The following is a 21,557-nucleotide window of genomic DNA, read 5'->3' on the forward strand; positions in this document are numbered from 1 at the left end:
CGAGCGTGACGCTCAAGCGATGCTTCCCGCCTGTGGTCGACGCGCGCACGCGCGTGCTGATCCTCGGCAGCCTGCCTGGCGAGGCATCGCTTGCGCAATCGCAGTACTACGCCTACAAGCACAACCAGTTCTGGCGCCTCGCCGGCGAGGTGATCGGCGAGGACTTGCCGGGCATGGAATACGCCGCGCGCTTGCAGGCGCTGCTGGCACATCGCATCGGCTTGTGGGATGTGGTGGCCGAAGCCAAGCGCGAGGGCAGTCTCGACAGCAAGATCCGGGACCATGCCGGTAATGACCTTGCCGGCTTGATTGCCTCACTGCCGGAACTGGCAGTCATCGCCTTCAACGGCGGTACCGCTGCGCGCATCGGCATGAAGGCGCTGGGCGAGGTCGGCGACCGTCACACCATTCTCAAGCTCCCTTCCAGCAGTCCGGCCTATGCAGCCGTGCCGTATGCCCAGAAGTTGGCGGCGTGGCAGGCGCTGCGTGAATGGCTGTCGTAACGTCCTGCTACCGGCCGAGCCCCTCGTACAGGCCCGTCACGTCATCCATGACCTGAAGGATGCGCTCGCTGGTTGTGGCAACGTTGCGCAACTGCTCGGCGCGCGTTCCTTCCGTTTGCTTGAGGGCTTCTGCAAAAAACAGCCATTGCGTGTTGGCCAATTGCAGCTCACTGCTGATCGCCCCGGAGTTCTGCGGCGCAGACGTGAGAAATGCCTGGGCAGCGGCAAATTCCTTCATGGCTGAGTCCAGATCCTGCGTCATCTGCGCGGAGGTAATGTCCCACGCGCGGAACATGCTCAGCTTGGCGATGCGCTGCGACAGCATCCGCTGGCGGCCGGCCACGTTGATCAGCTTGCCCGTCGCCGTGCCCGAGTATTTCTCCAGCAGTACCGTGCCCTGTTGTGCGAATTTCAGCACGTCTTCACTGGCCTGAGCGATCTTCCTCGCGTTGTCGATGTTCGGTTCACCACCCGTGAGCAATCGCCTGTAAACGATCCACATCTGCTCAAGCTTGGCGTAGGTGTCCTTGATCTCGGGTGTGGGCGCGAACGCCTTCAACTCCGTGAGTTGTTGATCGAATAGCGCGACGGACTGTTCGAGAATCCTCTTCGATCGCTCGACCTCGACGCCCAGCCCGATCTGGCAATACGCCTTGGCCATGCGTTGCGACAGCATGCGTTGGCGGCCCGCCTTGTTGATGGCCGAGTTGATCGTCAGTGGTTGCGCGCAGGCGCTTCCGATCAGCCCCGACAGCAGGGCGGTGCAGAGCAGCAAGCGGATGAATTGCAGGTAAGGTTTCAAGTGGCGCTCCGTCTCAATCTCATGCTCAGCGCAGCGAAATGTGCCCGAAGGTTGGCGATACGGGCGTCGATGGCCGGCGCGTGCCCGCACCGGACTGCGCGTCGTTCGTGCCGACGACGTTGCGGATCAACTGGTCCATCTCGTGGATGATGTCTGCCAGCACCGTGGTGATGACCGAAAACTCGCGCCCATATGGCCCCGCCCGCGCCGCCGAGACGCGCGCATTCATGGCGACGATGTTGGCCTGCATCGAGATGCGTCCAAGGTGCGCGGCGATGTCTGCCTGGCGCTTGCGCTGTGCGACCTCGCAGACGTGCATCTCGTCTTGATAGGCCTGGGTGATCGTCTGCAGCAGCTCCAGCATGGGCGTGGCCTGCGACACGAGCGCATCCAGCGACGGGTTGCGTTGCGTCGTGCCGGACGACAGGGTTTCGATGGCGCTCTTGGCCAGCACGATGAACTCGCGCACACGCGCATCGCCGCGCAATTTGCCGGAGTACACCTGACGCAATGCTTCCGAGAATGCGCCGGGCAGCCGCGCATTGCCCTCGACAAGATCGGTGTGTGCCGCCGCGAATGTCGCCAGGCATGACTTCGCGATGTCGAGCGCCGTGGTGTGGCCCTGCGCCGCCAGCACCATGTGCAACACGATCCGCTGCGACAGCATGCGCTGGCGTCCGGAAAGGTTGATCAGCTCGCCAATGGTCTCGACGGTTACGTCGGCCGTGGAACCCCGGGTGGTGGAAGCGTTCATGTCATGCCTTGCTGATGGTGTTGACGCTGACGCAGTCGCGCTGGCCAGAAAAAAAGCGCTCCGAAGCGAGATGGGGACGCACCGGTTGCCCGGGTCGTGCCATGTCGCCTCGGAGCGCCGTTGCCCCGAACGCTCCGCTGCGGAGCGTGTCATTGCGATGTGCCAAGGTGGATCAAGGCCGCCGTTGGCCTTGTCCTTGCCCATGCAATAGCCATGCCACGGGAGAGATATCGACGTGCCCGTTGATCTGCACGCCGTAAAGGGCTCAGCCGCACTAATCTCGTGCCAAATGCCTCATGACGAGGCGTGCGCGTGCGCCATGCACCGGCCAGATCGCTGGCCTACACTGTGCCCTGCGCGACAAAGCGCGGCGCCGGCAGACCGGACAGATGATCGCCGGCGGCCACAACGATGGATACCAAGGACATCATTTCCATGACGACACCTTCGATGTACGAGTTTCTGGTCCCGACCGTGAATCGCATGCTGGGCAACCTGTCGGCGCTGCTCGACAAGGCGGCCGCCCACGCAGAAGCGAAGAAATTCGACCCGGCTAACTTGATGACGGCGCGTCTGGCGCCGGACATGCATCCGTTCACGCGGCAGGTGCAGATCGCCTGTGACCAGGCCAAGGGCGGCGCGGCGCGTCTGTCGGGCAACGAGGTACCGTCGTACCCGGATGTGGAGACGACCATTCCTGAGCTGAAGGCGCGCATTGCCAAGACGCTCGAATTCGTCAACCGCATCGACGCTGCGGCATTTGCCGGCAGCGAAGATCGCCAGATCACCCTCAAGAGCCCGGCGCGAGAGCTGCAGTTCACGGGCATCGATTACCTGCGCGGTTTTGTGCTGCCGAACCTGTATTTCCATGTCACCACGGCCTACGCGCTGCTGCGCCATAACGGTGTGGAAATCGGCAAAATGGATTTCCTCGGGCGCCCCTGAGAGCCGCCTGGCCGCAGAGAAAACGCCGGTCGCCTGATGAGGGCGCCGGCGTTTATGGGTGGATCGGTCGTCCCCGGGGCAGGCAAACGTTATGGGCGCATCCCGCCCTTGCCGCGGCGCATCTGTCACAATCGCGCCCGTGGCCGACGCGGGGGGCGTCGGTGCATTTCACTATCGGGCCTTCACATGCCGTTTCTCGGAATCGGGTTTCACGTCATCGTCGCGCTGTTCTTTGCGGTGCACGTCGTACGCAACAACCAGAACATGTACTGGTTGTTCATCCTCTTTGCGTTTCCGTTGCTGGGCAGCGTGGTGTATTTCTTCGCGATCTATCTGCCGGAGATGCGCCACTCGCGCGGCGCCCGTGTCGCCAGTCGCGCCGTCACGCAGCTGATCGACCCGAACCGCGCCGTACGCGAAGCGCGCAACGATTTCGATCGCGCGCCGACCGTGCAGCATCGTCTGCGCCTGGGCGAAGCACTGCTGGAAGCCGGTGATGCAAAGGAAGCTCGCCAGCACTTCGAGCAGGCGGCCACGGGCCCGTTTGCCGGTGACCCGGCCGTGCTGCTGGGCTTGGCCCGCGCGCAGTTCGCCACGGGCGATGCGGCACTCGCCAAGGGCACGCTCGACACACTGTTCGAAGCGCATCGCGTGACGCGCCAGCAGCCCGAGCCGACATTGCTTTACGCACGGGCATTGGCTGCGACGAACGCGCCGAATACGCGTGCGGCGTTCGAGCAGGCCCTGACCTGCGCGAACGATGCCGCAGCCCGTTGCCTCTTCGGCGAATGGCTGCTCGCCCAGAACAACGATGCCGACAAGCAGCGCGCGCAGGCCCTGTTTGAAGAAATCCTGCGCGACGCCAAGTACTGGACGCGCTATGCCAAAGACCACAATCGCGAGTGGCTGCAGCGCGCGGCTGCCGCTCAGTCTTCTTCCCGTTGATCCGCTTTATGACGCTGTTGAAACGTAAATCCATCGAGGCCGTCGCCTCGCGACGACCTGCCCGCGCCAAGCGCGAAGACCGCCAGAGCCACGATGACGAACCGAAGCGCATGGCCCCGCGCTTCGCGCCCGTCACGTTTTCTGAACTGGCCGGCGTGCGCTACCTGCACTTCGGTACCGAATGGGTGCAGGGCGCCATGCGCCTGTCCAAGCCCGACGCCATCGAACTGGAATACGCGCAGCAGATGATGGCGTGGCTGCTGTTTCTCGATCCGGCCGCGCGAGGCGCGGACTTCCACATCGTGCAGCTCGGTCTCGGCGCGGCCGCGCTGACCAAGTTCTGCCATCGTCAACTCGCGCCCGCGAAGGTGACCGCAGTGGAGTTGAATCCGTCGGTAATCGTCGCAGCGCGCAGCATGTTCGGCCTGCCGTTTGACGACGCGCGGTTGAGCGTGCTCGAACAGGACGCCTACGACTGGGTGATGGACGCCAGCCACCACGGCACCGTCGATGCACTGCAGATCGACCTGTACGACGCCACCGCGCGCGGCCCGGTGCTCGATACGCCGGCGTTCTACAAGGCTTGCCGCCAGGTGCTGCGCGCGCCGGGTGTGATGACGATCAACCTGTTTGGCGACCACACCAGCTTCCCGCGCAATATCGAGCGCATCTGCGACGCGTTCGACAATCGCGTGCTGGTCTTCCCTGAAGTGCACGACGGCAATGTGATCGCGCTTGCGTTCAATGGGCCGCCGCTGCAGGTGAGTTGGGAAGAAGTGCAGGCGCGCGCCGCCGCGCTGCAGGCCTCGCTCAAGCTGCCGACCAAGGGTTGGGCTGAGGGTTTGCGCAGTGCCAACGCCGGCCAGGAAGGCGCGCTGTCCATCTGATCGCTGCCGCGTGCCGCCATGCAAAACGCCCCGACTTTCGGGGCGTTTGCTTTTGTGCGGGGCGCTCAGGCGGCGTCGCCCATGCCTGGCATCTGGTCGATGAAGCCGGTGACTGTCTGCATGCGATCTCCTTCGATGCGTACGAAATCGGTGCCCTTTACCAGCGCCTGCCCGTCGGGGCCGAGCGTCCAGCGGAAGCGGATCGTGTCCTGCACGACATCCGCGCCGCCGTCGCGCGCAAAACGGAAGCCAGGGAACTTGGCCTGCACGCCGGCAATGAGCGCGTCGATGCCGTCATGGCCGGCGCCCTGCATCAGCGGATCGACATACGTGGCGCTCTCAGTCCAGGTTTGCGCGACGAGGGCGCGGCGTTGCGCAGCGTCTGTTGCGTTCCACGCGGCAATGTAACGGTCGACCAGCGTATCGGCGAGCGTGTCGTTGGCGGCGAGTTGGGTGGCTGTCATGGCGTTTCTCCGTTCGAAGTGGGGAGCTTGCCCAGCGCGGTGATGGATCGATTGCGCTGGATGGCTTCATCTTCGGCACCCGCGTGGATGGTGTCGATTACGCGTCAGGTAATCACCGTGTCCACGCCTGGAGAAACGCTGGGAGGCGTGTTACTTCGATAGCAACCGCATCGCCGATTCCAACCCCGCGATCGTCACCGGATACATCCGCGTCTTCACGATCTGATTGATGACCGAGATGGATTGGCGGTATTCCCACAGGCCTTCCGGCTCGGGGTTCAGCCAGACGAACTTCGGGAACTGTTCGATCAGCCGCTTGAGCCATGTGGCGCCGGCTTCGGCGTTGTTGTATTCCACCGAGCCCCCCGCCTGCAGGATTTCGTACGGGCTCATGGTCGCGTCACCCACGAAGATCAGCTTGTAGTCAGGCGGGTATTTGCGGATGACATCCCAGGTGGAGAAGCGCTCTGCGTGGCGTCGTCGGTTGTTCTTCCACAGCCATTCGTAGACGCAGTTGTGGAAGTAGTAATACTCGAGGTGCTTGAACTCGGTCTTGGCGGCGGAGAAAAGTTCTTCCACGCGTTTGATGTGGTCGTCCATCGAGCCGCCCACATCCATCAGCATCAACACCTTGACGTTGTTGTGCCGCTCGGGGCGCATCTTGATGTCGAGCATGCCGGCGTTGGCGGCGGTGGAGTGGATGGTGTCGTCGAGGTCCAGCTCGATGTCGGCACCATCACGCGCGAACTTGCGCAGGCGGCGCAGCGCCACCTTGATGTTGCGCGTGCCGAGTTCGACGGTGTCGTCGTAGTCCTTGTACGCGCGGGCTTCCCACACTTTGACTGCCGTGCGGTTGCCCTTCGATGGCCCGCCGATGCGGATGCCTTCCGGGTTGTAGCCGCCGTGCCCGAACGGCGACGTGCCGCCGGTGCCGATCCACTTGTTGCCGCCTTCGTGGCGCTCGTGCTGCTCGCTCAGCAGTTCTTTGAGCCGCTCCATCAGCTTGTCCAGGCCGCCCATGGCCTCGATCTTGGCCTTCTCCTCGGGCGACAGTTCGCGCTCCAGCTTCTTGGTGAGCCAATCCAGCGGAATGTCTGCGCGCCAATCGACCGCGCCTTCCACGCCCTTGAAGTAGGCGCCGAACGCCTGGTCAAACTTGTCGAAGTGCTTTTCGTCCTTCACCAGCGTCATGCGCGCGAGGAAGTAGAACTCGTCGAGCGACGGCGCGATGACCTGCTGCTTGAGCCCTTCGAGCAGCGTCAGGTATTCCTTGACCGAGACCGGCAGCTTGGCGTGCCGCAGCGTGAAGAAGAAATCGATGAGCATGGTGGTCCTCCGGCGCTCAGGCGCGCGGTTGCTCGAGCTTGTATTGCAGATGGCGTTTCACGGTCAGCCATTCCGATTCAATGATCGAAAACACGACCGTGTCGCGGAAGCTGCCGTCCGGCATGCGCTGGTGGTTGCGCAGCACGCCGTCCTGCTTGGCGCCGAGCCGGGCGATGGCGGCCCCGCTCTGGTGATTCATCCAGTGCGTGCGGAATTCCACGGCAATGCAGCGCAGGGCTTCGAACGCATGCGTGAGCAGCAGCAACTTGCATTCCGTGTTGACGGCCGTGCGCTGTACGGATTTGGCGTACCACGTGTGGCCGATTTCGAGCCGGCGGTTGGCTTCGTCGACGTTGAAGAGGCGCGTGGCTCCGACCACTTTGCCGGGCCGTCCGTCACGCATCTCGCGCACGACAAACGGCATCGCGCCGAGGCGTTCGCGCATGTCCAGCGCAATGGCCAGCCACTCGCCGGTCTTGTCGGGCGACGGGACGGATGTGTACCAAAGCTTCCACAGCTCGCCATCGGCGGCCGCGGTGCGCACTTCGTCGTCGTGCTCGGGGCCGAGCGGCTCCAGCCAGGCGTGCTGGCCGGACAGCGTGACGGGCTCGATCAGGCGCGGCATGGCGGGGCTCGCTCAGCGATTGGCGCGGTTCATGAACACCAGGCGCTCGAACAGGTGCACATCCTGTTCGTTCTTGAGCAGCGCCCCGTGCAGCGGTGGAATCGCGGCGTTCTTGTCCTGGCTGCGCAGCGATTCCGGCGGAATGTCTTCGGCCAGCAGCAGCTTGAGCCAGTCGATCAGTTCGGACGTCGACGGCTTCTTCTTCAGCCCCGGCAGATTGCGCATCTCGTAGAACGCATCCAGCGCGGCCTTGACCAGCGCGGGTTTGATGCCCGGGTAGTGCACATCGACGATGGCCTGCATCGTCTCGGCATCCGGAAACTTGATGTAGTGGAAGAAGCAGCGGCGCAGGAACGCGTCGGGCAATTCCTTCTCGTTGTTCGACGTGATGATCACCAGCGGGCGATGCTTGGCGCGGATGGTTTCGCGCGTTTCGTACACGTAGAACTCCATGCGATCCAGCTCGCGCAGCAGGTCGTTCGGGAACTCGATGTCGGCCTTATCGATCTCGTCGATCAGCAGTACGACCGGTTCATCCGCCTCGAAGGCCTGCCACAGCACGCCCTTGACGATGTAGTTGCGGATGTCGTGCACCTTGTCATCGCCGAGCTGCGAGTCGCGCAGGCGCGAGACGGCGTCGTATTCGTACAAGCCCTGCTGGGCCTTGGTGGTCGACTTCACGTGCCACTGCAGCAGCGGCATGCCCAGCGCGGCGGCCACTTCCTCAGCCAGCATGGTCTTGCCCGTGCCCGGCTCGCCCTTGATGAGCAGCGGGCGCTGCAGCGTCATCGACGCATTGACGGCGAGCTTGAGGTCATCGGTGGCGACGTACTGGTCGGAGCCTTCGAAGCGGGTGCGCTGGTCGGATGGGGCAGGCGAGGTGGTGGTGTTCATCGTGCAAGCCTACTGGGCGGTAAAAGATTTGGAAACGGCCAGTATAAGAGCATTTGGGTGTTTGACGCCGGGCGTGAGCGGGGGCGGGTTGAGGGCGCCGCGCCGTGCCATTCCTTGCTGTCAAGTCACGGGAGCCCTAACTGGACTGGCAAAAAAGCGGTGCGGTACAATGCGCCGGTTTGACGCACCTCAAATGACCGTCTTCTGGCTTGTTGCCAACGGCGGGTGAATGCGCCCAGCGAGACAGCCGGCTGAGACGAGCCAAGCCGGCAGGGCGAGCAGGATTCTGAAACTCCACGCTTAAGAACGAGATGAAAAAGATCCTCACCATGGTGGCCGCACTGGGCACTTTAGGCGCACTGGCCGCAGCCAACAGCGCTGCCGCTGCCGATGTTCAGGGCAACGCTGCCGCCGCCGAAAACAAGGTCGCCATGTGCATCGGCTGCCATGCCATCCCCGACTACAAGACGTCGTTCCCCGAGGTGTATCGCGTGCCCTATCTGGGCGGCCAGAACGCCAAGTACATCGAAAGCGCGCTGCATGCGTACCAGAAGGGTGACCGCAAGCACCCGACGATGCGCGCCATCGCCGGGTCGCTGACCGACCAGGACATCGCCAACCTGGCCGCCTATTACGCGGCGCAGACGCCTGCCACCCAAAACAATCCCCAGAAGTGACGAGGAAGAATATGAAGAAGATCTCGCTCGCAATCTCGTTCAATCTGGGCGCGCTGATGCTGGCAGCAGCCGTGTCGGCACAAGCTGCAGATATTGAAAAGGGCAAGCAGCTGGTGGAGAAGGGCGCGTGCGCGGCCTGCCACGGTGCGGGCCTGAATGCCCCGATCTCGCCGGACTATCCGAAGCTCGCCGGCCAGCACGGCGACTACATCTATCACGCGCTGCTGGCCTATCAGACCAGCAACAACCCGCTGGTGGGCCGCAGCAACGCCATCATGGCGGGCCAAGTCAACAGCAACCCTGCCACGATCGGTGCCGACGGCAAGCCGCGTCCGTTCACGCAGGCTGAGCTGAAGGACATTGCCGCGTACATCGAATCGCTGCCGGGCTCCCTGGTGCTCAAGAAGTAATGCGGCGTCGCCGGTAAATAAAAACCGCTCTTCGGAGCGGTTTTTTGTTGGCGTCAGAGCGTCAGATTCAGCGGGCCGTGGCGCGTTTGCGCACGCATTCGATGTAGGCATCGCCGTCGGGCGGCAGGCCGGTGCGCTGCGCCGTCCACAGCATCTGGCCCAGGCATTCCATCACCTGATGCTGCGCTTCGTGCGGGGAGTCGAGCCGCTGGGCCAGGGCTTCATACGCGGCGCGAATGCCGCGCGGCTGGTCCACCGACACCTGCTCGCTGATCGACAGGTGCATCGACAGGTGGAGAAACGGGTTGCTCTGGCCGCTTTCTGGCGTGTAGTCGCGGGCGAGCGCTTCTTCGCCGGCTTCCAGGGTGTCGTGGTATTCGGGATGCTGCAGCATCCAGTCGAGCGCCATGGCTTCGAGCGGCGTGAGGATTTCTGCCTGGCGGTGCTTGCGCCACGCGCCGCAGAAGAATTGACGGACTTCGTCGCGGGAGGGATTGAACATGATCCCGGCATTGTACCGGCGCGCCTCGATGCCTGCCGGGCAGCTTCGCGAGACGGCAACGCTACAATGGCGCCCGCTCCCGCAGAGGTCGATTCCAACAAAAACGCCGCCCCTCATGAGACAAGCCGCCGATTCCCCCCTCGCAGCACGCGCCGCCGACAAGCTCCTCGGCGTGCTGCTGATCGCCGTGTCCGCCGCATCCTTCGGCGCGATGGCCATCTTCACGCATTACGCCTATGCGAGTGGCGCCAACGTGGTCGGTCTGCTGATCGTGCGCTTTGTGATCGCAGCCGCGGCGCTGATGGTCGTGATGCGTGTCCGCCGCATCGGCATACCGCCGTGGTCGCGCGTGGCGGGGCTGGCGGCAATGGGCGGCATTGGCTATGCCGGACAGTCGTTCGCGTTTTTCACGGCGTTGAACTACGCACCGGCCAGCCTGGTCGCGTTGCTGCTGTATCTGTATCCGATGTTCGTGACGGTGCTGGCGGCGATTTTCCTGCGCGAGCGGCTGACCACCACGGCGATCATCGCGCTGGTGCTGTGCTCGGTCGGGGCGGGGCTGACGGTGGGCGGTGCGGGCCTGTCGGGCGGCAGCCTCCTCGGCATCGGGCTGGGTGTGGCCTCGGCGGTCATTTACTCGATCTACATCACGGTCGGTGCACGGGTCACGCGCGGGCTCGATCCACTGGCGTGTACGACCGTCATCTGTACCGCTGCGGCTGTCGTGTATACGGGGATGGCGTTGCTCGGCGCGCCGGCGCATCTGCCGGGCACGTTCAGCGGCTGGGCCGCGGCGCTGGCCATTGCCGGCTTGTCGACGGTGGTGGCCATCCTGACGTTCTTCGCCGGCTTGCAGAAGTTGGGGGCCGCGCAGGCGTCGATGCTGTCGACGCTGGAGCCGGTGGTGACCGTGCTGCTCGCGGCATTGCTGCTCGGCGAGTCGATCGCGCCCATGCAGATGACCGGCGGCGCATTGATTCTGGCGGGCGTGCTGTGGCTCACACGTGCAGATGCGAAACCCGCTGGGCACGGTGCAGACGACATGGCCTGAAGCCGAATCCACAGTCCAACCAACAAAAAACCGCCCAGCGTGAACTGGGCGGTTTTGCTTTCTGCCAGAGCCGATTACTTCTTCGGCCCGCCCGGCAGGCGTTGCAGGCTCTGCACCCGCATCAGGGCCGGACGATCGGCCATCACGCCGTCGTAGAACGAAGCCAGGTCACCCTTGAGCGCGGTGCGCGACGCATCGTTCAGATAGATCATGTGGCCCGACGGGTAATTCTTGATCGTCAGGTTCTTCGCCTTCAGCGTCGGGTCGAGCGGCATTTGCGCCAGCGTCAGCTCGGTCTGGTGGAACGGCGTGACGGCGTCGAAATAGCCGCTGGCCTGCAGCACCTTCAGGTCGGGGTTCAGGCTCATCGTCGAGGCAAGATCGCCGGCGGTGTACAGCGTGTTGCCGCCGCCCTTGTTGGCGCCCGTCGGGTCGATGTGGCTGAAATCCCAGTTGTTGAACACGGCGTCGTTCAGGTCCACGAACGACGAGGTCGACGTGTACTTGAGCTGGGTGTTCAGGTAGCTGTTCCACAGCACCGTGTACGCGCCGCCGATGTTCGAGATCGACGGATCGTTGCTGCCCGAATTCGGCAGGATGAACGGCGCGATGCCCTGGCCCGTGTAGTTGGCGCGGCCGTCATACTGGCCGATCTGGATGCCCGGGTTGAGCGTCAGGAAGAACGTGTACGGCGGGTTGTTGTTCTGCGACGGCACGTTGCCCAGCGCCGCCGGATTGCCGAATGTCTGGATCAGCGAGACCGGATCGGTGCCGATGTACGAACCCATCGTCTGCGCTGTCGACAGGTTCAGGTTCAGGCGCACGTTCACGAAGCCGCCGTCTGCGGCGCTCGGGGCTTGAGCCAGCGGTGCGAGCGTGTTGTCGGCGTAGTTGCGTGCCTGGGCCATGTAGCTGTCGAGGTCGGTCGGTGCCGGGTTGAGCGTCGTCTTCTTCCAGTAGAAGGCATCTGCGGCCAGCGTCGGGAAGGTGCCGACGGCCGAGAGCGCATTCGCGTAGTCGAGGATCGACGATTGCAGCGTGATCCCGTTCAGCTCGATGCCATCCTCATGCAGCACCCACGACAGCACCGCACTGCGCGCCGTGCCATACGACTCGCCGTACAGGAACTTGGGCGAATTCCAGCGCGAGTTCTTCGTCAGGTAACGCTGGATGAAGCGGTCGATGGAGCGCGCGTCCTGGTCTGTGCCCCAGAAGTCTTTGTTCTTGGCCGGTGCGATGGCGGCCGAATAACCGGTGCCCACGGGGTTGATGAACACGAGATCGGAGCGGTCGAGCAGGCTGTCCGGGTTGTCGGGCAGTTTGTACGGCGCCGGCGGCGTGAAGTTCGGGAACGACGACTGCAGCCGCTTCGGCCCGAACGAGCCCAGCAGCAGGAACACCGACGACGAGCCCGGGCCGCCGTTATAGAAGAACGTCACCGGACGCGGCTTTGCCGGATCGGGATTGTCCTGCGTGTACGCCACGTAGAACATCGTCGCGTTGGATTGGGACGTGACCGGGTCGATGGTCGTCAGGTGGCCAGCGGTGGCGGTGTAGGCGATGCTCTTGCCGCCGATCGTCACGGTGTGGTGCGTGATGGCCGCGCTTTCGCCCGGATCGGCAGCAAGCGCGTCATTGGGCCCGGTGCCGTAGACGTTCGGGTCGACGTAAGGCTGGTCGGGCGGCACGGCGGCCGTCACCGGTTGCGTGGTTGCGTTGCCGGCGTTGGTGGCAACGCCGCTCGGGTTTGCCGCGGCGGACGAGTCGCCACCGCCGCAACCTGCCAGCAGCACCGCGGATAGCGCTGCGGCCGCAAACGATACACCGAGGGTCCGGGACAATCCTGCAAAATCACTGGTCGATAACCTGGATTTTTTCATGGCGATAATGGCCTTTTTCAGGGTGACGAACGCCATCACTTAAAACGTGTGGTTTTAAGTGGGCTCCATATTCGATTTGCGTTTTGTAATTTCTGTGCGACGCGAAACGAATATTCTGATTTCCCGCCTTGTCTGCGGAAATTAATGCAATCGGTTTTTGTTTGGTAAAAGAAGCCCCTGAAATCCGATCGGATTTCAAAAATAGAACGGCTCTGGAGTCAAGCCCGCAGCGCGTTTGCGCAAAGTCTGTAACAGTCCATGCAAAAGCGTCGGGATGAATGCGGCTACGCGCCTGCTTTAACTCGGGCGCGAATCCGATACGTCCAACTCTGCGGGTAATGCAATGACGAACGAAAAAGTAGTTCGTAAGGAAACCGTTGTAAAGGGCTGTTTTTTATCGTGCGCGATGCACTGTAAAAATGACCATGTTGATGCAGATGCATCGCGGCGGATGCGATTAAATACAAAGAAGGCATGCCGTTTCTTCTAAAGCCACCGGACTGCCGATGGAAGGCAGGGCGCCCATCCGGAGCGTGCGAGTGTCCGGCGCGCGCGGATACGGCGCATTACAATGCGCTCCTCAACTTTTTCCGGAGCACCTTGCAATGCCGATGCTTGAACCGTCCGCGCTGGACCAACTGTTCCACGCAGCCCGTACGCATAACGTGTGGCTGGACAAGCCGGTCGATGACGAACTGCTGCACACGTTGTACGACACCGTGAAGTACGGCCCGACCGCCGCCAACAGCACGCCGGCCCGCTTCGTGTTCGTCAAGAGCGCTGCCGCCAAGGAGCGCCTGATTCCGTGCATGTCGGCCGGCAACCAGGAAAAGACCCGCCAGGCGCCCGTGGCCGTGATCGTTGCGTATGACACGCAATTCCACGAGCAACTGCCCAAGCTGTTCCCGCACACCGATGCGCGCTCGTGGTACGCCGGCGACCAGGCCAAGATCAACGCGGCCGCGCTGATGAACGGCTCGCTGCAGGGGGGCTATCTGGTGCTTGCTGCCCGTGCGCTCGGCCTGGACTGCGGCCCGATGGCCGGCTTCGATGCCGACAAGGTGAACGAGACGTTCTTCCCCGATGGCCAGTGGAAGGTCAACTTCATCATGAACATCGGCTATGGCGACGCCGAGAAGCTGCACCCGCGCAACCCGCGCCTGTCATTCGAAGAGGCGTGCAAGATCATTTAAGCCACGATCCGTCACGCAAGGAAAACGGGGACGCGCCTCGGAAGGTGCGGTCCCCGTTTTTCATTCCTTCGGCGCTGGCGTCTTCGGCCTGAATTCACACAGCGGCTCGATGGCGCAATGCCAACACTCGGGCTTGCGGGCCTTGCACACATAGCGCCCATGCAGGATCAGCCAGTGGTGCGCGTCCTGCCGAAACTCTTCAGGCACCACTTTCAGCAGCTTCAGCTCGACCTCAAGGACGTTCTTGCCGGGGGCCAGCCCCGTGCGATTGGCGACACGGAAAATGTGCGTGTCGACCGCGATTGTCGGCTCACCGAAGGCCGTGTTCATCACCACGTTGGCTGTCTTGCGGCCCACACCCGGCAGCTCTTCGAGCGCGGCGCGGTCACGGGGCACTTCGCCGCCGTATTGGTCGAGCAGGATGCGGCACGTCTGCAGGATGTGCTTGCACTTCGTCCGATACAGCCCGATGGTCTTGATGTATTCGGTAATGCCTTCCTCGCCGAGCGCCAGCATCTTGGCAGGCGTATTGGCCACCGGAAACAGCTTGCGCGTCGCCTTGTTCACGCCCACGTCCGTTGCCTGTGCGGACAGCAGCACTGCAATCAGCAGCTCGAACGGCGTGGTGTATTCCAGCTCGGTGGTCGGCGTCGGGTTGTTTTCGCGCAGTGTCTCGAAGATGGCGCGGCGCTTGGCGGGATTCATCGTCGGGGCCGGGGTCAGGGTTTATCTGCGTCGGGTTTGGCGCTGCGTTCGATCTGGCTCGCGATGCGCTTGCGGCGCGCTTCGGCCTCGTCAATCTGCGCCTGTACATCCGCCGACACGTTGGTCACGTTGCGCGGACCTAGCCCGCGCGCGGCCATCTCGGCCTGCTTCTGGCGCGCCCGTTCGATCGCAGCCTGGATGATCGCCTTCTTGCGCGCCTGGGCGGCGAGTTCAGCGTCATCGGCCGGTTGCTCGGCGCTCACCGCTGCGAGTTTGGCCGCGGCCTTGGCGGCGAGGCGCGCTTCGTTCTCGGCTTGTTCGCGCTTCAGGCGCGCGTTGCGGAAGACGTAGCGGTCCCGTGCGACATCGGCCTGTTCCTGGCTCCAGGCATCCCAGCCTGTGCGCTCGCCGGTGACTGGGCGCATGTCGATGCAATCGACGGGGCAGGGCGGCACGCAGAGGTCGCAACCGGTGCACCAGTCTTCGAGCACCGTGTGCATTGCCTTGGGCGCACCGACGATGGCGTCGACCGGGCACGCCTGAATGCACAGCGTGCAACCGATGCAGCGCTCCGGGTCGATGACGGCGATGGCGCGAGGCTGTTCGATGCCGTTGGACGGGTCCAGCGGCAGCAGGTCGCCCGTGCGGCCAAGTGCGTCTGACAGCCGGCGAATACCTTCCGCGCCGCCGGGTGGGCAACGGTTGGGGAGCGCCTCGCCGCTGGCCATGGCTTCCGCGTAGGGGCGGCAGCCGCTGTAGCCGCACTTGGTGCATTGCGTTTGCGGCAGGAGGTTTTCGAGCCGGTCGGCCAAGGATGCGGCGGTTGTGGAGACCAAGGAAACCACGATGGGACTTGTCGTTTGAATAGCCTGCCATTATCGCCGATTTGGCTGCGGCGCAAGGCGTGCATGCCCTGAGATCGCACACGGCGGGCATGTCTTGACCCTATGACATAATTCCTGCGTTCTAAACGGACCGAGGTGCCATGCCGTCTCACCCAGCCGCGCCGCTCGCCGACATCGAAGCGGATGCTCATGGCGAATCCGCCGCACCCCGCACGCGTCGCGACCCCGCCGGCACGCGTCGGCGCATCCTTGCTGCGGCCACTGAAGAATTTTCACGCGGCGGCTTTGCCGGTGCCCGCGTCGATGCCATCGCCCGCCGCGCCGAAACCAACGAGCGCATGCTGTATTACTACTACGGCAGCAAGGAAAAGCTCTTCCTGACGGTGCTCGAGAACATGTATTTCCGCTTCAAGGAGGCGGAAGAACAGGTGCAGATCGAGTCGTCGGATCCGCGTGAGGCGGTCATCCAGCTTGCGCGTTTCGTCTGGGATTTCTATTACGAGAATCCCGAATTCATCCGCCTGCTCAACAGCGAAAACCTGCACGAGGCGCGGCATCTGAAGACGTCGCCGCACTTGGTGGAGCTGGTCAACCCGGTCATCGACGTGCTGCGCGGCGTGGTGGAGCGCGGCCAGCGCAGCGGCATCTTCCGTGACGATGTCGATGTGTCGCGCCTGTATCTGACGATCTCGGCGCTGGGCTATTACGTGCTGTCCAACCGTTACACGATCAGCGCTGTGGTCGGCCGCGACATCGCCTCGGCCGATGAGCACGAAGCCTTCGCGCAACTGCATATCAAGATGCTGCTGGCGTATCTGGACCGGCCCAAGAACTGATCGGCGAACGGATCGTCGCCACAACAAAAAAGCCTCGCGGTTGCGAGGCTTTTTCTTGAGTGCTTCAGGCTCAGGCCACAGCCTTGATGCGTGGAGCATTCTCTTCGTAGCGGCGGATGAAGTCCCGCAACTGCGGATACACCTGCTCGCGCCAGCGGCGACCCGAAAAGATGCCGTAGTGGCCACACTTGGGCGCCGTCAGGTGCTGCTTGCGCGCATTCGGGATGCCGGTGCACAGACCATGCGCCGCTTCGGTCTGACCGCTGCCGGAGATGTCGTCCAGCTCGCCTTCAATGGTGAAGAGCGCGGTGCTCTTGATGTCCTGCGGGCGCACCGGCTTGCCTTCCACCACCCACGTACCGTTGGCCAGGTGGAATTCCTGGAACACGTCGCGGATGGTCTCGAGGTAATACTCGGCGGCCATGTCGAGCACGGCGTTGTACTCGTCGTAGAAACGCACGTGCGCTTCGGCGTCTTCCGTGTCGCCTTCGACCAGGTTCAGGTAGTAATCGTAGTGCGATGACAGGTGGCGGTCCGGGTTCATCGCCACAAAGCCGGCGTGTTGCAGGAAGCCCGGATACACCTTGCGGCCGTGGCCCGGATAGTTGGCCGGCACCGTGTAGATCACGTTGTTCTCGAACCAGCTGTGCGACTTGTTCGTCGCCAGCGAGTTGACGGCGGTCGGGCTCTTGCGGGCGTCGATCGGGCCGCCCATCATGGTCATCGTGCGCGGCGTCTTCTCGCCGTCCGAGGCCATCAGCGAGATGGCGGCCAGCACCGGCACCGTCGGCTGGCACACTGAAATCACGTGCAGCTTGTCGGCGCCAATGTAGTTGATGAACTCGCGGATGTAGTTGATGTAGTCCGACAGGTGGAACGCACCTTCTTCGACCGGCACCATGCGCGCATCGATCCAGTCGGTCACGTAGACTTTGTGATCCTGCAGCAGCGTGCGCACGGTGTCGCGCAGCAGCGTGGAGTGGTGACCCGACAGCGGTGCGCACACCAGCACGACGGGCTCATCCTTGAGCAGCTTGATGGTCTCGGCGTCGTCGGCGTAGCGCTTGAAGCGGATCAGGCGGCAGAACGGCTTCTCGATGATGGTCTGCTCAACGATCGGAATGTCGCGGCCGTTGGACTTGACGGAGCGGATGCCGAATTCCGGCTTCTCGTACTCCTTGCCCAGGCGATACAGCAGCTCGTAGCCCGCAGCGTAGCGTTGCGCGCCGGGCATCAGGGACAGCGGACTCAGGGGGTTGGTGAAGGTCTTGGCAGTGGCCTGGGCCCAAGCCGTCATGGGGCTGAGCAGGGCGCGCTGGAATTCGTGAAGCTGGTAAAGCATGGCTGGACCGATCTCTGGTGGCGAAGGCGACGCAAACGATTATGCACCTGGGTGCACGTTACCGCGATGCAGCATAAACCCTGATAACGGAGTGTTGCGCTGCTTCTATGATGCGCCCGTGTCAGTCTAGTCCGATGCAGCAAAAAAGCGGCCGAAGCCGCTTTTCTTTTTGCAATTGCCCGTGAGGCGTGATGCCTACCGCACCTTACAGGACATCAGCGATGGCATTCACCACGGCGTCGATGTTGTGCGTATTCAGCGCGGCCACGCAAATGCGGCCGGTCGACACGGCGTAGATGCCGTGCTCGGTACGCAGGCGATCCACTTGCGCGGAGGTCAGGCCCGAGTACGAGAACATGCCGCGTTGCGCCTTCACGAACGAGAAATCGGTCTTCACGCCCTTGGCGGCCAGCTTGTCGACCAGCGCGTTGCGCATCGACTTGATGCGGTCGCGCATTTCGCCCAGTTCCTGTTCCCACATCGCGCGCAGCTCGGGGCTCGTCAGCACGCTGGCGACGATCGTGCCGCCGTGGGTCGGCGGGTTCGAGTAGTTCGTGCGGATCACGCGCTTGACTTGCGACAGCACGCGGGTGGCTTCGTCCTTGCTGGTCGTCACGATCGACAGCGCGCCGACGCGCTCGCCGTACAGCGAGAACGACTTCGAGAACGAGCTGGAGACGAAGAACGGCAGGCCGGATTCGGCAAACAGACGCACCGCCAGGCCGTCTTGCTGGATGCCGTCGGCAAAGCCTTGGTAGGCCATGTCGAGGAACGGGATCAGGTTCTTGGCCTTGATGACTTCCACGACCTGCTTCCACTGCTCGGTGGTCATGTCCACGCCGGTCGGGTTGTGGCAGCAGGCGTGCAGCACGACGATCGTGTTCGGCGCGTAGCTGTTCAGCGAATCCATCATGCCGGCGAAGTTCAGGCCGTGCGACGGGGCATCGTAGTACGCATAGTTGACGACTTCGAAGCCGGCCGACTCGAACAGCGCGCGGTGGTTTTCCCAGCTCGGGTCGGAAATCGCGACCTTGGCGTTCGGGTACAGACGCTTGAGGAAGTCGGCGCCGATCTTCAGTGCGCCGGTGCCGCCCAGGGCTTGCGCGGTGACCACACGGCCTTCGGTGATGAGCGGCGACTCAGCGCCGAACAGCAGTTTCTGCACGGCCTGGTCGTAGGCGGCAATGCCTTCGATCGGCAGGTAGCCGCGCGGGGCAGCGGCAGCCAGGCGGGCCTTTTCGGCTTCCTGTACGGCGCGCAGCACCGGAATTTTCCCTTCGTCGGTGAAGTACACGCCCACGCCCAGATTCACTTTGGTGCTGCGGGTATCGGCGTTGAAAGCTTCATTCAGGCCCAGGATGGGGTCGCGCGGGGCCAGTTCGACGGCAGAGAAAAGCGACATGAGATGTCTCGATCGGTTGGTTCGGAATTCGGTGGGATCTTGCAGGCGGTGCGGCGCGGACTCCGGGGCGGCTCGCCCGGCGCCAGATGTACAACGAGGCGCGCACGAAGATGGATTGTACCGAATACACGCTCTAATCGCCCGAAAAATCCTTGCAGAACAGGCGCCTAAAGCGTTTCAACGGCCGGTACAGATCTGCGGGCCCGGTCGTCCAAACGATTGCCCGGGCCGCACGCTACACTAGACGATTGGTTGCAATTGCCGCTGCCGTCCTCATTTGCTAAGGGCGTGCGAGTCACTTTGTCGACTTTCTGCGCTGCCATCCTGCCCCCCGCCATGACCGATCTGAGCCAAGTCCCCAGCCCGCACGACGAGTCGAAATTCGTGACTTTCGAGGGCTCCCCGTTCCAGTTGTACCAGCCGTACCCGCCGGCCGGCGACCAGCCGGAGGCGATCCGCCAGCTCGTCGAGAACATCGAAGACGGCCTGTCGTACCAGACACTGCTGGGCGTCACGGGCTCGGGCAAGACGTTCACCATGGCGAATGTGATCGCGCGCGTAGGTCGTCCGGCGATTGTCTTTGCGCCGAACAAGACGCTGGCGGCGCAGCTGTATTCGGAGTTCCGCGAGTTCTTCCCGCGCAATGCAGTCGAATACTTCGTCTCGTACTACGACTACTACCAACCTGAGGCCTATGTGCCGCAGCGCGACCTGTTCATCGAGAAGGATTCGTCGATCAACGAGCACATCGAGCAGATGCGGCTCTCCGCCACCAAGAGCCTGCTGGAGCGCCGCGATGTGGTGATCGTGGCCACCGTCTCGGCCATCTACGGTATCGGCAACCCGAGCGAATACCACCAGATGATCCTGACGCTGCGCGCAGGCGACAAGGTCAGCCAGCGCGACGTGATCGCACGCCTGATCGCCATGCAGTACACGCGCAACGAGACGGATTTCCAGCGCGGGACCTTCCGCGTGCGCGGCGACACGGTCGACATCTTCCCCGCCGAGCACGCAGAAATGGCCGTGCGCCTGGAGCTGTTCGACGATGAAGTCGAATCGCTGCAACTGTTCGATCCGCTGACGGGCCGTGTGCGGCAAAAGATTCCGCGCTTCACGGTGTACCCCTCGAGCCACTACGTGACGCCGCGCGAGACCGTGCTGCGCGCCATCGAAACCATCAAGGCCGAACTGCGCGAGCGGCTCGATTTCTTCTACAAGGAAAACAAGCTGGTGGAAGCGCAGCGGCTGGAGCAGCGCACGCGCTTCGATCTGGAGATGCTGCAGGAGCTGGGCTTCTGCAAGGGCATCGAAAACTATTCGCGGCACCTGTCTGGCTCTGCGCCGGGCGAGCCGCCGCCGACGCTGGTCGATTACCTGCCGCCGGATGCGCTGATGTTCCTGGATGAATCGCACGTGCTGATTGGCCAGCTCAACGGCATGTACAACGGTGACCGCGCGCGCAAGGAAACGCTGGCCGAATATGGTTTCCGCCTGCCTTCTGCGCTCGACAACCGGCCGCTGAAATTCGCCGAATTCGAGACCAAGATGCGGCAGGTGACGTTCGTGTCCGCCACGCCGGGGGATTACGAAAAGAAGACCGCCGGCACGGAAGTCGTCGAGCAGGTCGTGCGCCCCACGGGCCTTGTCGACCCGATCATCGAGGTGCGCCCGGCGACAACGCAGGTCGACGATCTGCTGTCTGAGATCCACGTGCGCGTCGAGGCTGGCGAGCGCGTGCTGGTAACGACGCTCACCAAGCGCATGGCCGAGCAGTTGACCGAGTTTCTGTCGGAGAACGGCATCAAGGTCCGCTACCTGCATTCGGACATCGACACCGTCGAGCGCGTGGAGATCATCCGTGACCTGCGACTGGGCACCTTCGACGTGCTGGTCGGCATCAACCTGCTGCGCGAGGGGCTGGACATTCCCGAGGTGTCGCTCGTGGCGATCCTGGATGCGGACAAGGAAGGTTTCCTGCGCGCCGAGCGCTCGCTCATCCAGACCATCGGCCGCGCGGCGCGCAACGTGAACGGTACCGCCATCCTGTATGCGGACCGCATGACCGATTCAATGAAGAAGGCGATCGACGAAACCGAGCGCCGCCGCGCCAAGCAGATCGCCCACAACGAGGCGCATGGCATCACGCCGCGCGGCGTCGTCAAACGCATCAAGGACATCATCGATGGCGTGTACAACGTCGACGACGCGCGCGCGGAACTGAAGGCCGCGCAAGAGGCCGCCAAGTACGAAGACATGAGCGAGAAGCAGGCGTCCAAGGAAATCAAGCGCCTGGAAAAACAGATGCTCGATCACGCCAAGAATCTCGAATTCGAAAAGGCGGCGGCGGTGCGCGATCAGCTTGCCAAGCTCAAGTCGCAGCTCTTTGGGGCGAGCGGCGAAGACCACATCGTTCCGGCCGCCTGAATCGCGCGGCCTCCGCTTGAAACCCCGCCACCTCGTTGCAGGTGGCAGGGGTTGCTGTTGACATCATTTCAGATCAAATTCGGGCCGTGCGCGTCGCCTGACCGGGGAGCCGGCACCTGCTGCAGCGCTTGCTGCACGCGTC

At 63.2% G+C, this 21,557-nt stretch carries 23 protein-coding genes; 10 read left to right on the forward strand and 13 right to left on the reverse strand.

The features are described 5' to 3' along the window. Positions 1 to 5 precede the first annotated feature (5 nt). Positions 6 to 503 (forward strand): DNA-deoxyinosine glycosylase, encoded by a 498-nt coding sequence (locus tag R2669_RS17645; RefSeq protein ID WP_316901538.1) that lies wholly within the window; start codon positions 6 to 8, stop codon positions 501 to 503. Between the two features lie 7 nt (positions 504 to 510). On the opposite strand, the gene R2669_RS17650 is transcribed toward R2669_RS17645, so the two are convergent. Together R2669_RS17650 and R2669_RS17655 are read right to left on the reverse strand one after the other, a co-directional pair. Further along, positions 511 to 1,305 carry a type IV pili methyl-accepting chemotaxis transducer N-terminal domain-containing protein gene (locus R2669_RS17650; protein ID WP_147214178.1) on the reverse strand — a complete coding sequence of 265 codons (795 nt, stop codon included), beginning with the start codon at positions 1,303 to 1,305 and terminating at the stop codon, positions 511 to 513. A 25-nt stretch (positions 1,306 to 1,330) separates the two neighbouring features. Beyond that, positions 1,331 to 2,059 carry a type IV pili methyl-accepting chemotaxis transducer N-terminal domain-containing protein gene (locus R2669_RS17655; RefSeq protein WP_316901540.1) on the reverse strand — a complete coding sequence of 243 codons (729 nt, stop codon included), beginning with the start codon at positions 2,057 to 2,059 and terminating at the stop codon, positions 1,331 to 1,333. A 435-nt stretch (positions 2,060 to 2,494) separates the two neighbouring features. Here R2669_RS17655 and R2669_RS17660 point away from each other — a divergent pair, with 435 nt between their 5' ends. The 3 genes from R2669_RS17660 to R2669_RS17670 all read left to right on the forward strand — a co-directional run bounded on the left by R2669_RS17660 (position 2,495) and on the right by R2669_RS17670 (position 4,836). After that, the gene (locus tag R2669_RS17660) at positions 2,495 to 3,004 is read left to right on the forward strand and encodes a DUF1993 domain-containing protein (protein ID WP_316901542.1); all 510 of its coding nucleotides are present in this window, start codon (positions 2,495 to 2,497) and stop codon (positions 3,002 to 3,004) included. 186 nt (positions 3,005 to 3,190) lie between these two features. Continuing rightward, positions 3,191 to 3,949, forward strand: coding sequence for a tetratricopeptide repeat protein (locus tag R2669_RS17665; protein WP_316888112.1), 759 nt, complete (start codon positions 3,191 to 3,193; stop codon positions 3,947 to 3,949). An 8-nt stretch (positions 3,950 to 3,957) separates the two neighbouring features. Then, the gene (locus R2669_RS17670) at positions 3,958 to 4,836 is read left to right on the forward strand and encodes a class I SAM-dependent methyltransferase (RefSeq protein ID WP_316888111.1); all 879 of its coding nucleotides are present in this window, start codon (positions 3,958 to 3,960) and stop codon (positions 4,834 to 4,836) included. 65 nt (positions 4,837 to 4,901) lie between these two features. On the opposite strand, the gene R2669_RS17675 is transcribed toward R2669_RS17670, so the two are convergent. The 4 genes from R2669_RS17675 to R2669_RS17690 all read right to left on the reverse strand — a co-directional run bounded on the left by R2669_RS17675 (position 4,902) and on the right by R2669_RS17690 (position 8,145). Continuing rightward, a complete protein-coding gene (locus R2669_RS17675) occupies positions 4,902 to 5,300 on the reverse strand; it encodes a nuclear transport factor 2 family protein (protein ID WP_316888110.1) in 399 nt (132 codons plus the stop codon). Positions 5,301 to 5,450: 150 nt separating this feature from the next. After that, positions 5,451 to 6,626, reverse strand: a complete 1,176-nt coding sequence (locus R2669_RS17680; protein WP_316901544.1) for a vWA domain-containing protein — start codon at positions 6,624 to 6,626, stop codon at positions 5,451 to 5,453. A 16-nt stretch (positions 6,627 to 6,642) separates the two neighbouring features. Further along, positions 6,643 to 7,251, reverse strand: a complete 609-nt coding sequence (locus R2669_RS17685) for a GNAT family N-acetyltransferase (RefSeq protein ID WP_316901546.1) — start codon at positions 7,249 to 7,251, stop codon at positions 6,643 to 6,645. Positions 7,252 to 7,263: 12 nt separating this feature from the next. After that, the gene (locus tag R2669_RS17690) at positions 7,264 to 8,145 is read right to left on the reverse strand and encodes an AAA family ATPase (RefSeq protein WP_065857353.1); all 882 of its coding nucleotides are present in this window, start codon (positions 8,143 to 8,145) and stop codon (positions 7,264 to 7,266) included. A gap of 311 nt (positions 8,146 to 8,456) precedes the next feature. Between R2669_RS17690 and R2669_RS17695 the strand changes: the two genes are divergently transcribed. Together R2669_RS17695 and R2669_RS17700 are read left to right on the forward strand one after the other, a co-directional pair. Further along, positions 8,457 to 8,822: a c-type cytochrome gene (locus R2669_RS17695; protein ID WP_027677805.1), complete on the forward strand. Its 366-nt coding sequence runs from the start codon at positions 8,457 to 8,459 to the stop codon at positions 8,820 to 8,822. 11 nt (positions 8,823 to 8,833) lie between these two features. Then, entirely contained in the window at positions 8,834 to 9,232 is a 399-nt protein-coding gene (locus R2669_RS17700) for a c-type cytochrome (RefSeq protein ID WP_316874231.1), read from the forward strand. Positions 9,233 to 9,299: 67 nt separating this feature from the next. Here the strand turns inward: R2669_RS17700 and R2669_RS17705 are convergent, their stop codons facing one another. Then, the gene (locus R2669_RS17705; RefSeq protein ID WP_009238576.1) at positions 9,300 to 9,734 is read right to left on the reverse strand and encodes a DUF1841 family protein; all 435 of its coding nucleotides are present in this window, start codon (positions 9,732 to 9,734) and stop codon (positions 9,300 to 9,302) included. A 115-nt stretch (positions 9,735 to 9,849) separates the two neighbouring features. Between R2669_RS17705 and R2669_RS17710 the strand changes: the two genes are divergently transcribed. Then, entirely contained in the window at positions 9,850 to 10,785 is a 936-nt protein-coding gene (locus tag R2669_RS17710; RefSeq protein WP_027677802.1) for a DMT family transporter, read from the forward strand. 74 nt (positions 10,786 to 10,859) lie between these two features. On the opposite strand, the gene R2669_RS17715 is transcribed toward R2669_RS17710, so the two are convergent. Further along, positions 10,860 to 12,665 carry a S10 family peptidase gene (locus tag R2669_RS17715; protein WP_316901548.1) on the reverse strand — a complete coding sequence of 602 codons (1,806 nt, stop codon included), beginning with the start codon at positions 12,663 to 12,665 and terminating at the stop codon, positions 10,860 to 10,862. Continuing rightward, positions 12,637 to 12,864, reverse strand: coding sequence for a hypothetical protein (locus R2669_RS17720; protein WP_180815198.1), 228 nt, complete (start codon positions 12,862 to 12,864; stop codon positions 12,637 to 12,639). Before R2669_RS17720 ends, R2669_RS17715 begins: the two co-directional genes overlap by 29 nt. 406 nt (positions 12,865 to 13,270) lie before the next feature. On the opposite strand from R2669_RS17720, the gene R2669_RS17725 reads away from it, so the two are divergent. After that, complete coding sequence (locus R2669_RS17725) at positions 13,271 to 13,858, forward strand: malonic semialdehyde reductase (RefSeq protein WP_027677800.1); 588 nt, start codon at positions 13,271 to 13,273, stop codon at positions 13,856 to 13,858. Between the two features lie 60 nt (positions 13,859 to 13,918). Here the strand turns inward: R2669_RS17725 and nth are convergent, their stop codons facing one another. Together nth and rsxB are read right to left on the reverse strand one after the other, a co-directional pair. Continuing rightward, positions 13,919 to 14,563: an endonuclease III gene (gene nth / locus R2669_RS17730; RefSeq protein ID WP_102064839.1), complete on the reverse strand. Its 645-nt coding sequence runs from the start codon at positions 14,561 to 14,563 to the stop codon at positions 13,919 to 13,921. 14 nt (positions 14,564 to 14,577) lie between these two features. After that, complete coding sequence (gene rsxB, locus R2669_RS17735; RefSeq protein ID WP_316901550.1) at positions 14,578 to 15,408, reverse strand: electron transport complex subunit RsxB; 831 nt, start codon at positions 15,406 to 15,408, stop codon at positions 14,578 to 14,580. Positions 15,409 to 15,548: 140 nt separating this feature from the next. Between rsxB and R2669_RS17740 the strand changes: the two genes are divergently transcribed. Then, entirely contained in the window at positions 15,549 to 16,244 is a 696-nt protein-coding gene (locus tag R2669_RS17740) for a TetR/AcrR family transcriptional regulator (RefSeq protein ID WP_147214191.1), read from the forward strand. 70 nt (positions 16,245 to 16,314) lie between these two features. Here R2669_RS17740 and R2669_RS17745 read toward each other — a convergent pair whose 3' ends face one another. Then, positions 16,315 to 17,586, reverse strand: coding sequence for a polyhydroxyalkanoate depolymerase (locus R2669_RS17745; protein WP_316901552.1), 1,272 nt, complete (start codon positions 17,584 to 17,586; stop codon positions 16,315 to 16,317). A 205-nt stretch (positions 17,587 to 17,791) separates the two neighbouring features. Next, positions 17,792 to 18,988, reverse strand: a complete 1,197-nt coding sequence (locus tag R2669_RS17750) for an amino acid aminotransferase (RefSeq protein WP_316901553.1) — start codon at positions 18,986 to 18,988, stop codon at positions 17,792 to 17,794. 336 nt (positions 18,989 to 19,324) lie between these two features. Between R2669_RS17750 and uvrB the strand changes: the two genes are divergently transcribed. Further along, entirely contained in the window at positions 19,325 to 21,415 is a 2,091-nt protein-coding gene (gene uvrB / locus R2669_RS17755) for an excinuclease ABC subunit UvrB (protein WP_147214193.1), read from the forward strand. Positions 21,416 to 21,557 lie beyond the last annotated feature (142 nt).

This window comes from Ralstonia edaphi, assembly GCF_958350185.1.
In the GTDB taxonomy this organism is placed as follows: Bacteria; Pseudomonadota; Gammaproteobacteria; order Burkholderiales; family Burkholderiaceae; genus Ralstonia; species Ralstonia edaphi.

Bases quoted from the DNA above. Each gene is read 5' to 3' on its own strand.
- R2669_RS17725 (WP_027677800.1), top strand. From the start codon at position 13,271: ATGCCGATGCTTGAACCGTCCGCGCTGGACCAACTGTTCCACGCAGCC.
- R2669_RS17670 (WP_316888111.1), top strand. From the start codon at position 3,958: ATGACGCTGTTGAAACGTAAATCCATCGAGGCCGTCGCCTCGCGACGA.
- R2669_RS17675 (WP_316888110.1), bottom strand. From the start codon at position 5,300: ATGACAGCCACCCAACTCGCCGCCAACGACACGCTCGCCGATACGCTG.
- R2669_RS17705 (WP_009238576.1), bottom strand. From the start codon at position 9,734: ATGTTCAATCCCTCCCGCGACGAAGTCCGTCAATTCTTCTGCGGCGCG.
- R2669_RS17745 (WP_316901552.1), bottom strand. From the start codon at position 17,586: ATGCTTTACCAGCTTCACGAATTCCAGCGCGCCCTGCTCAGCCCCATG.
- R2669_RS17660 (WP_316901542.1), top strand. From the start codon at position 2,495: ATGACGACACCTTCGATGTACGAGTTTCTGGTCCCGACCGTGAATCGC.
- R2669_RS17680 (WP_316901544.1), bottom strand. From the start codon at position 6,626: ATGCTCATCGATTTCTTCTTCACGCTGCGGCACGCCAAGCTGCCGGTC.
- R2669_RS17690 (WP_065857353.1), bottom strand. From the start codon at position 8,145: ATGAACACCACCACCTCGCCTGCCCCATCCGACCAGCGCACCCGCTTC.
- R2669_RS17700 (WP_316874231.1), top strand. From the start codon at position 8,834: ATGAAGAAGATCTCGCTCGCAATCTCGTTCAATCTGGGCGCGCTGATG.
- R2669_RS17740 (WP_147214191.1), top strand. From the start codon at position 15,549: ATGCCGTCTCACCCAGCCGCGCCGCTCGCCGACATCGAAGCGGATGCT.
- R2669_RS17750 (WP_316901553.1), bottom strand. From the start codon at position 18,988: ATGTCGCTTTTCTCTGCCGTCGAACTGGCCCCGCGCGACCCCATCCTG.
- nth (WP_102064839.1), bottom strand. From the start codon at position 14,563: ATGAATCCCGCCAAGCGCCGCGCCATCTTCGAGACACTGCGCGAAAAC.
- R2669_RS17710 (WP_027677802.1), top strand. From the start codon at position 9,850: ATGAGACAAGCCGCCGATTCCCCCCTCGCAGCACGCGCCGCCGACAAG.
- R2669_RS17655 (WP_316901540.1), bottom strand. From the start codon at position 2,059: ATGAACGCTTCCACCACCCGGGGTTCCACGGCCGACGTAACCGTCGAG.
- R2669_RS17715 (WP_316901548.1), bottom strand. From the start codon at position 12,665: ATGAAAAAATCCAGGTTATCGACCAGTGATTTTGCAGGATTGTCCCGG.
- R2669_RS17685 (WP_316901546.1), bottom strand. From the start codon at position 7,251: ATGCCGCGCCTGATCGAGCCCGTCACGCTGTCCGGCCAGCACGCCTGG.
- R2669_RS17695 (WP_027677805.1), top strand. From the start codon at position 8,457: ATGAAAAAGATCCTCACCATGGTGGCCGCACTGGGCACTTTAGGCGCA.
- uvrB (WP_147214193.1), top strand. From the start codon at position 19,325: ATGACCGATCTGAGCCAAGTCCCCAGCCCGCACGACGAGTCGAAATTC.
- R2669_RS17665 (WP_316888112.1), top strand. From the start codon at position 3,191: ATGCCGTTTCTCGGAATCGGGTTTCACGTCATCGTCGCGCTGTTCTTT.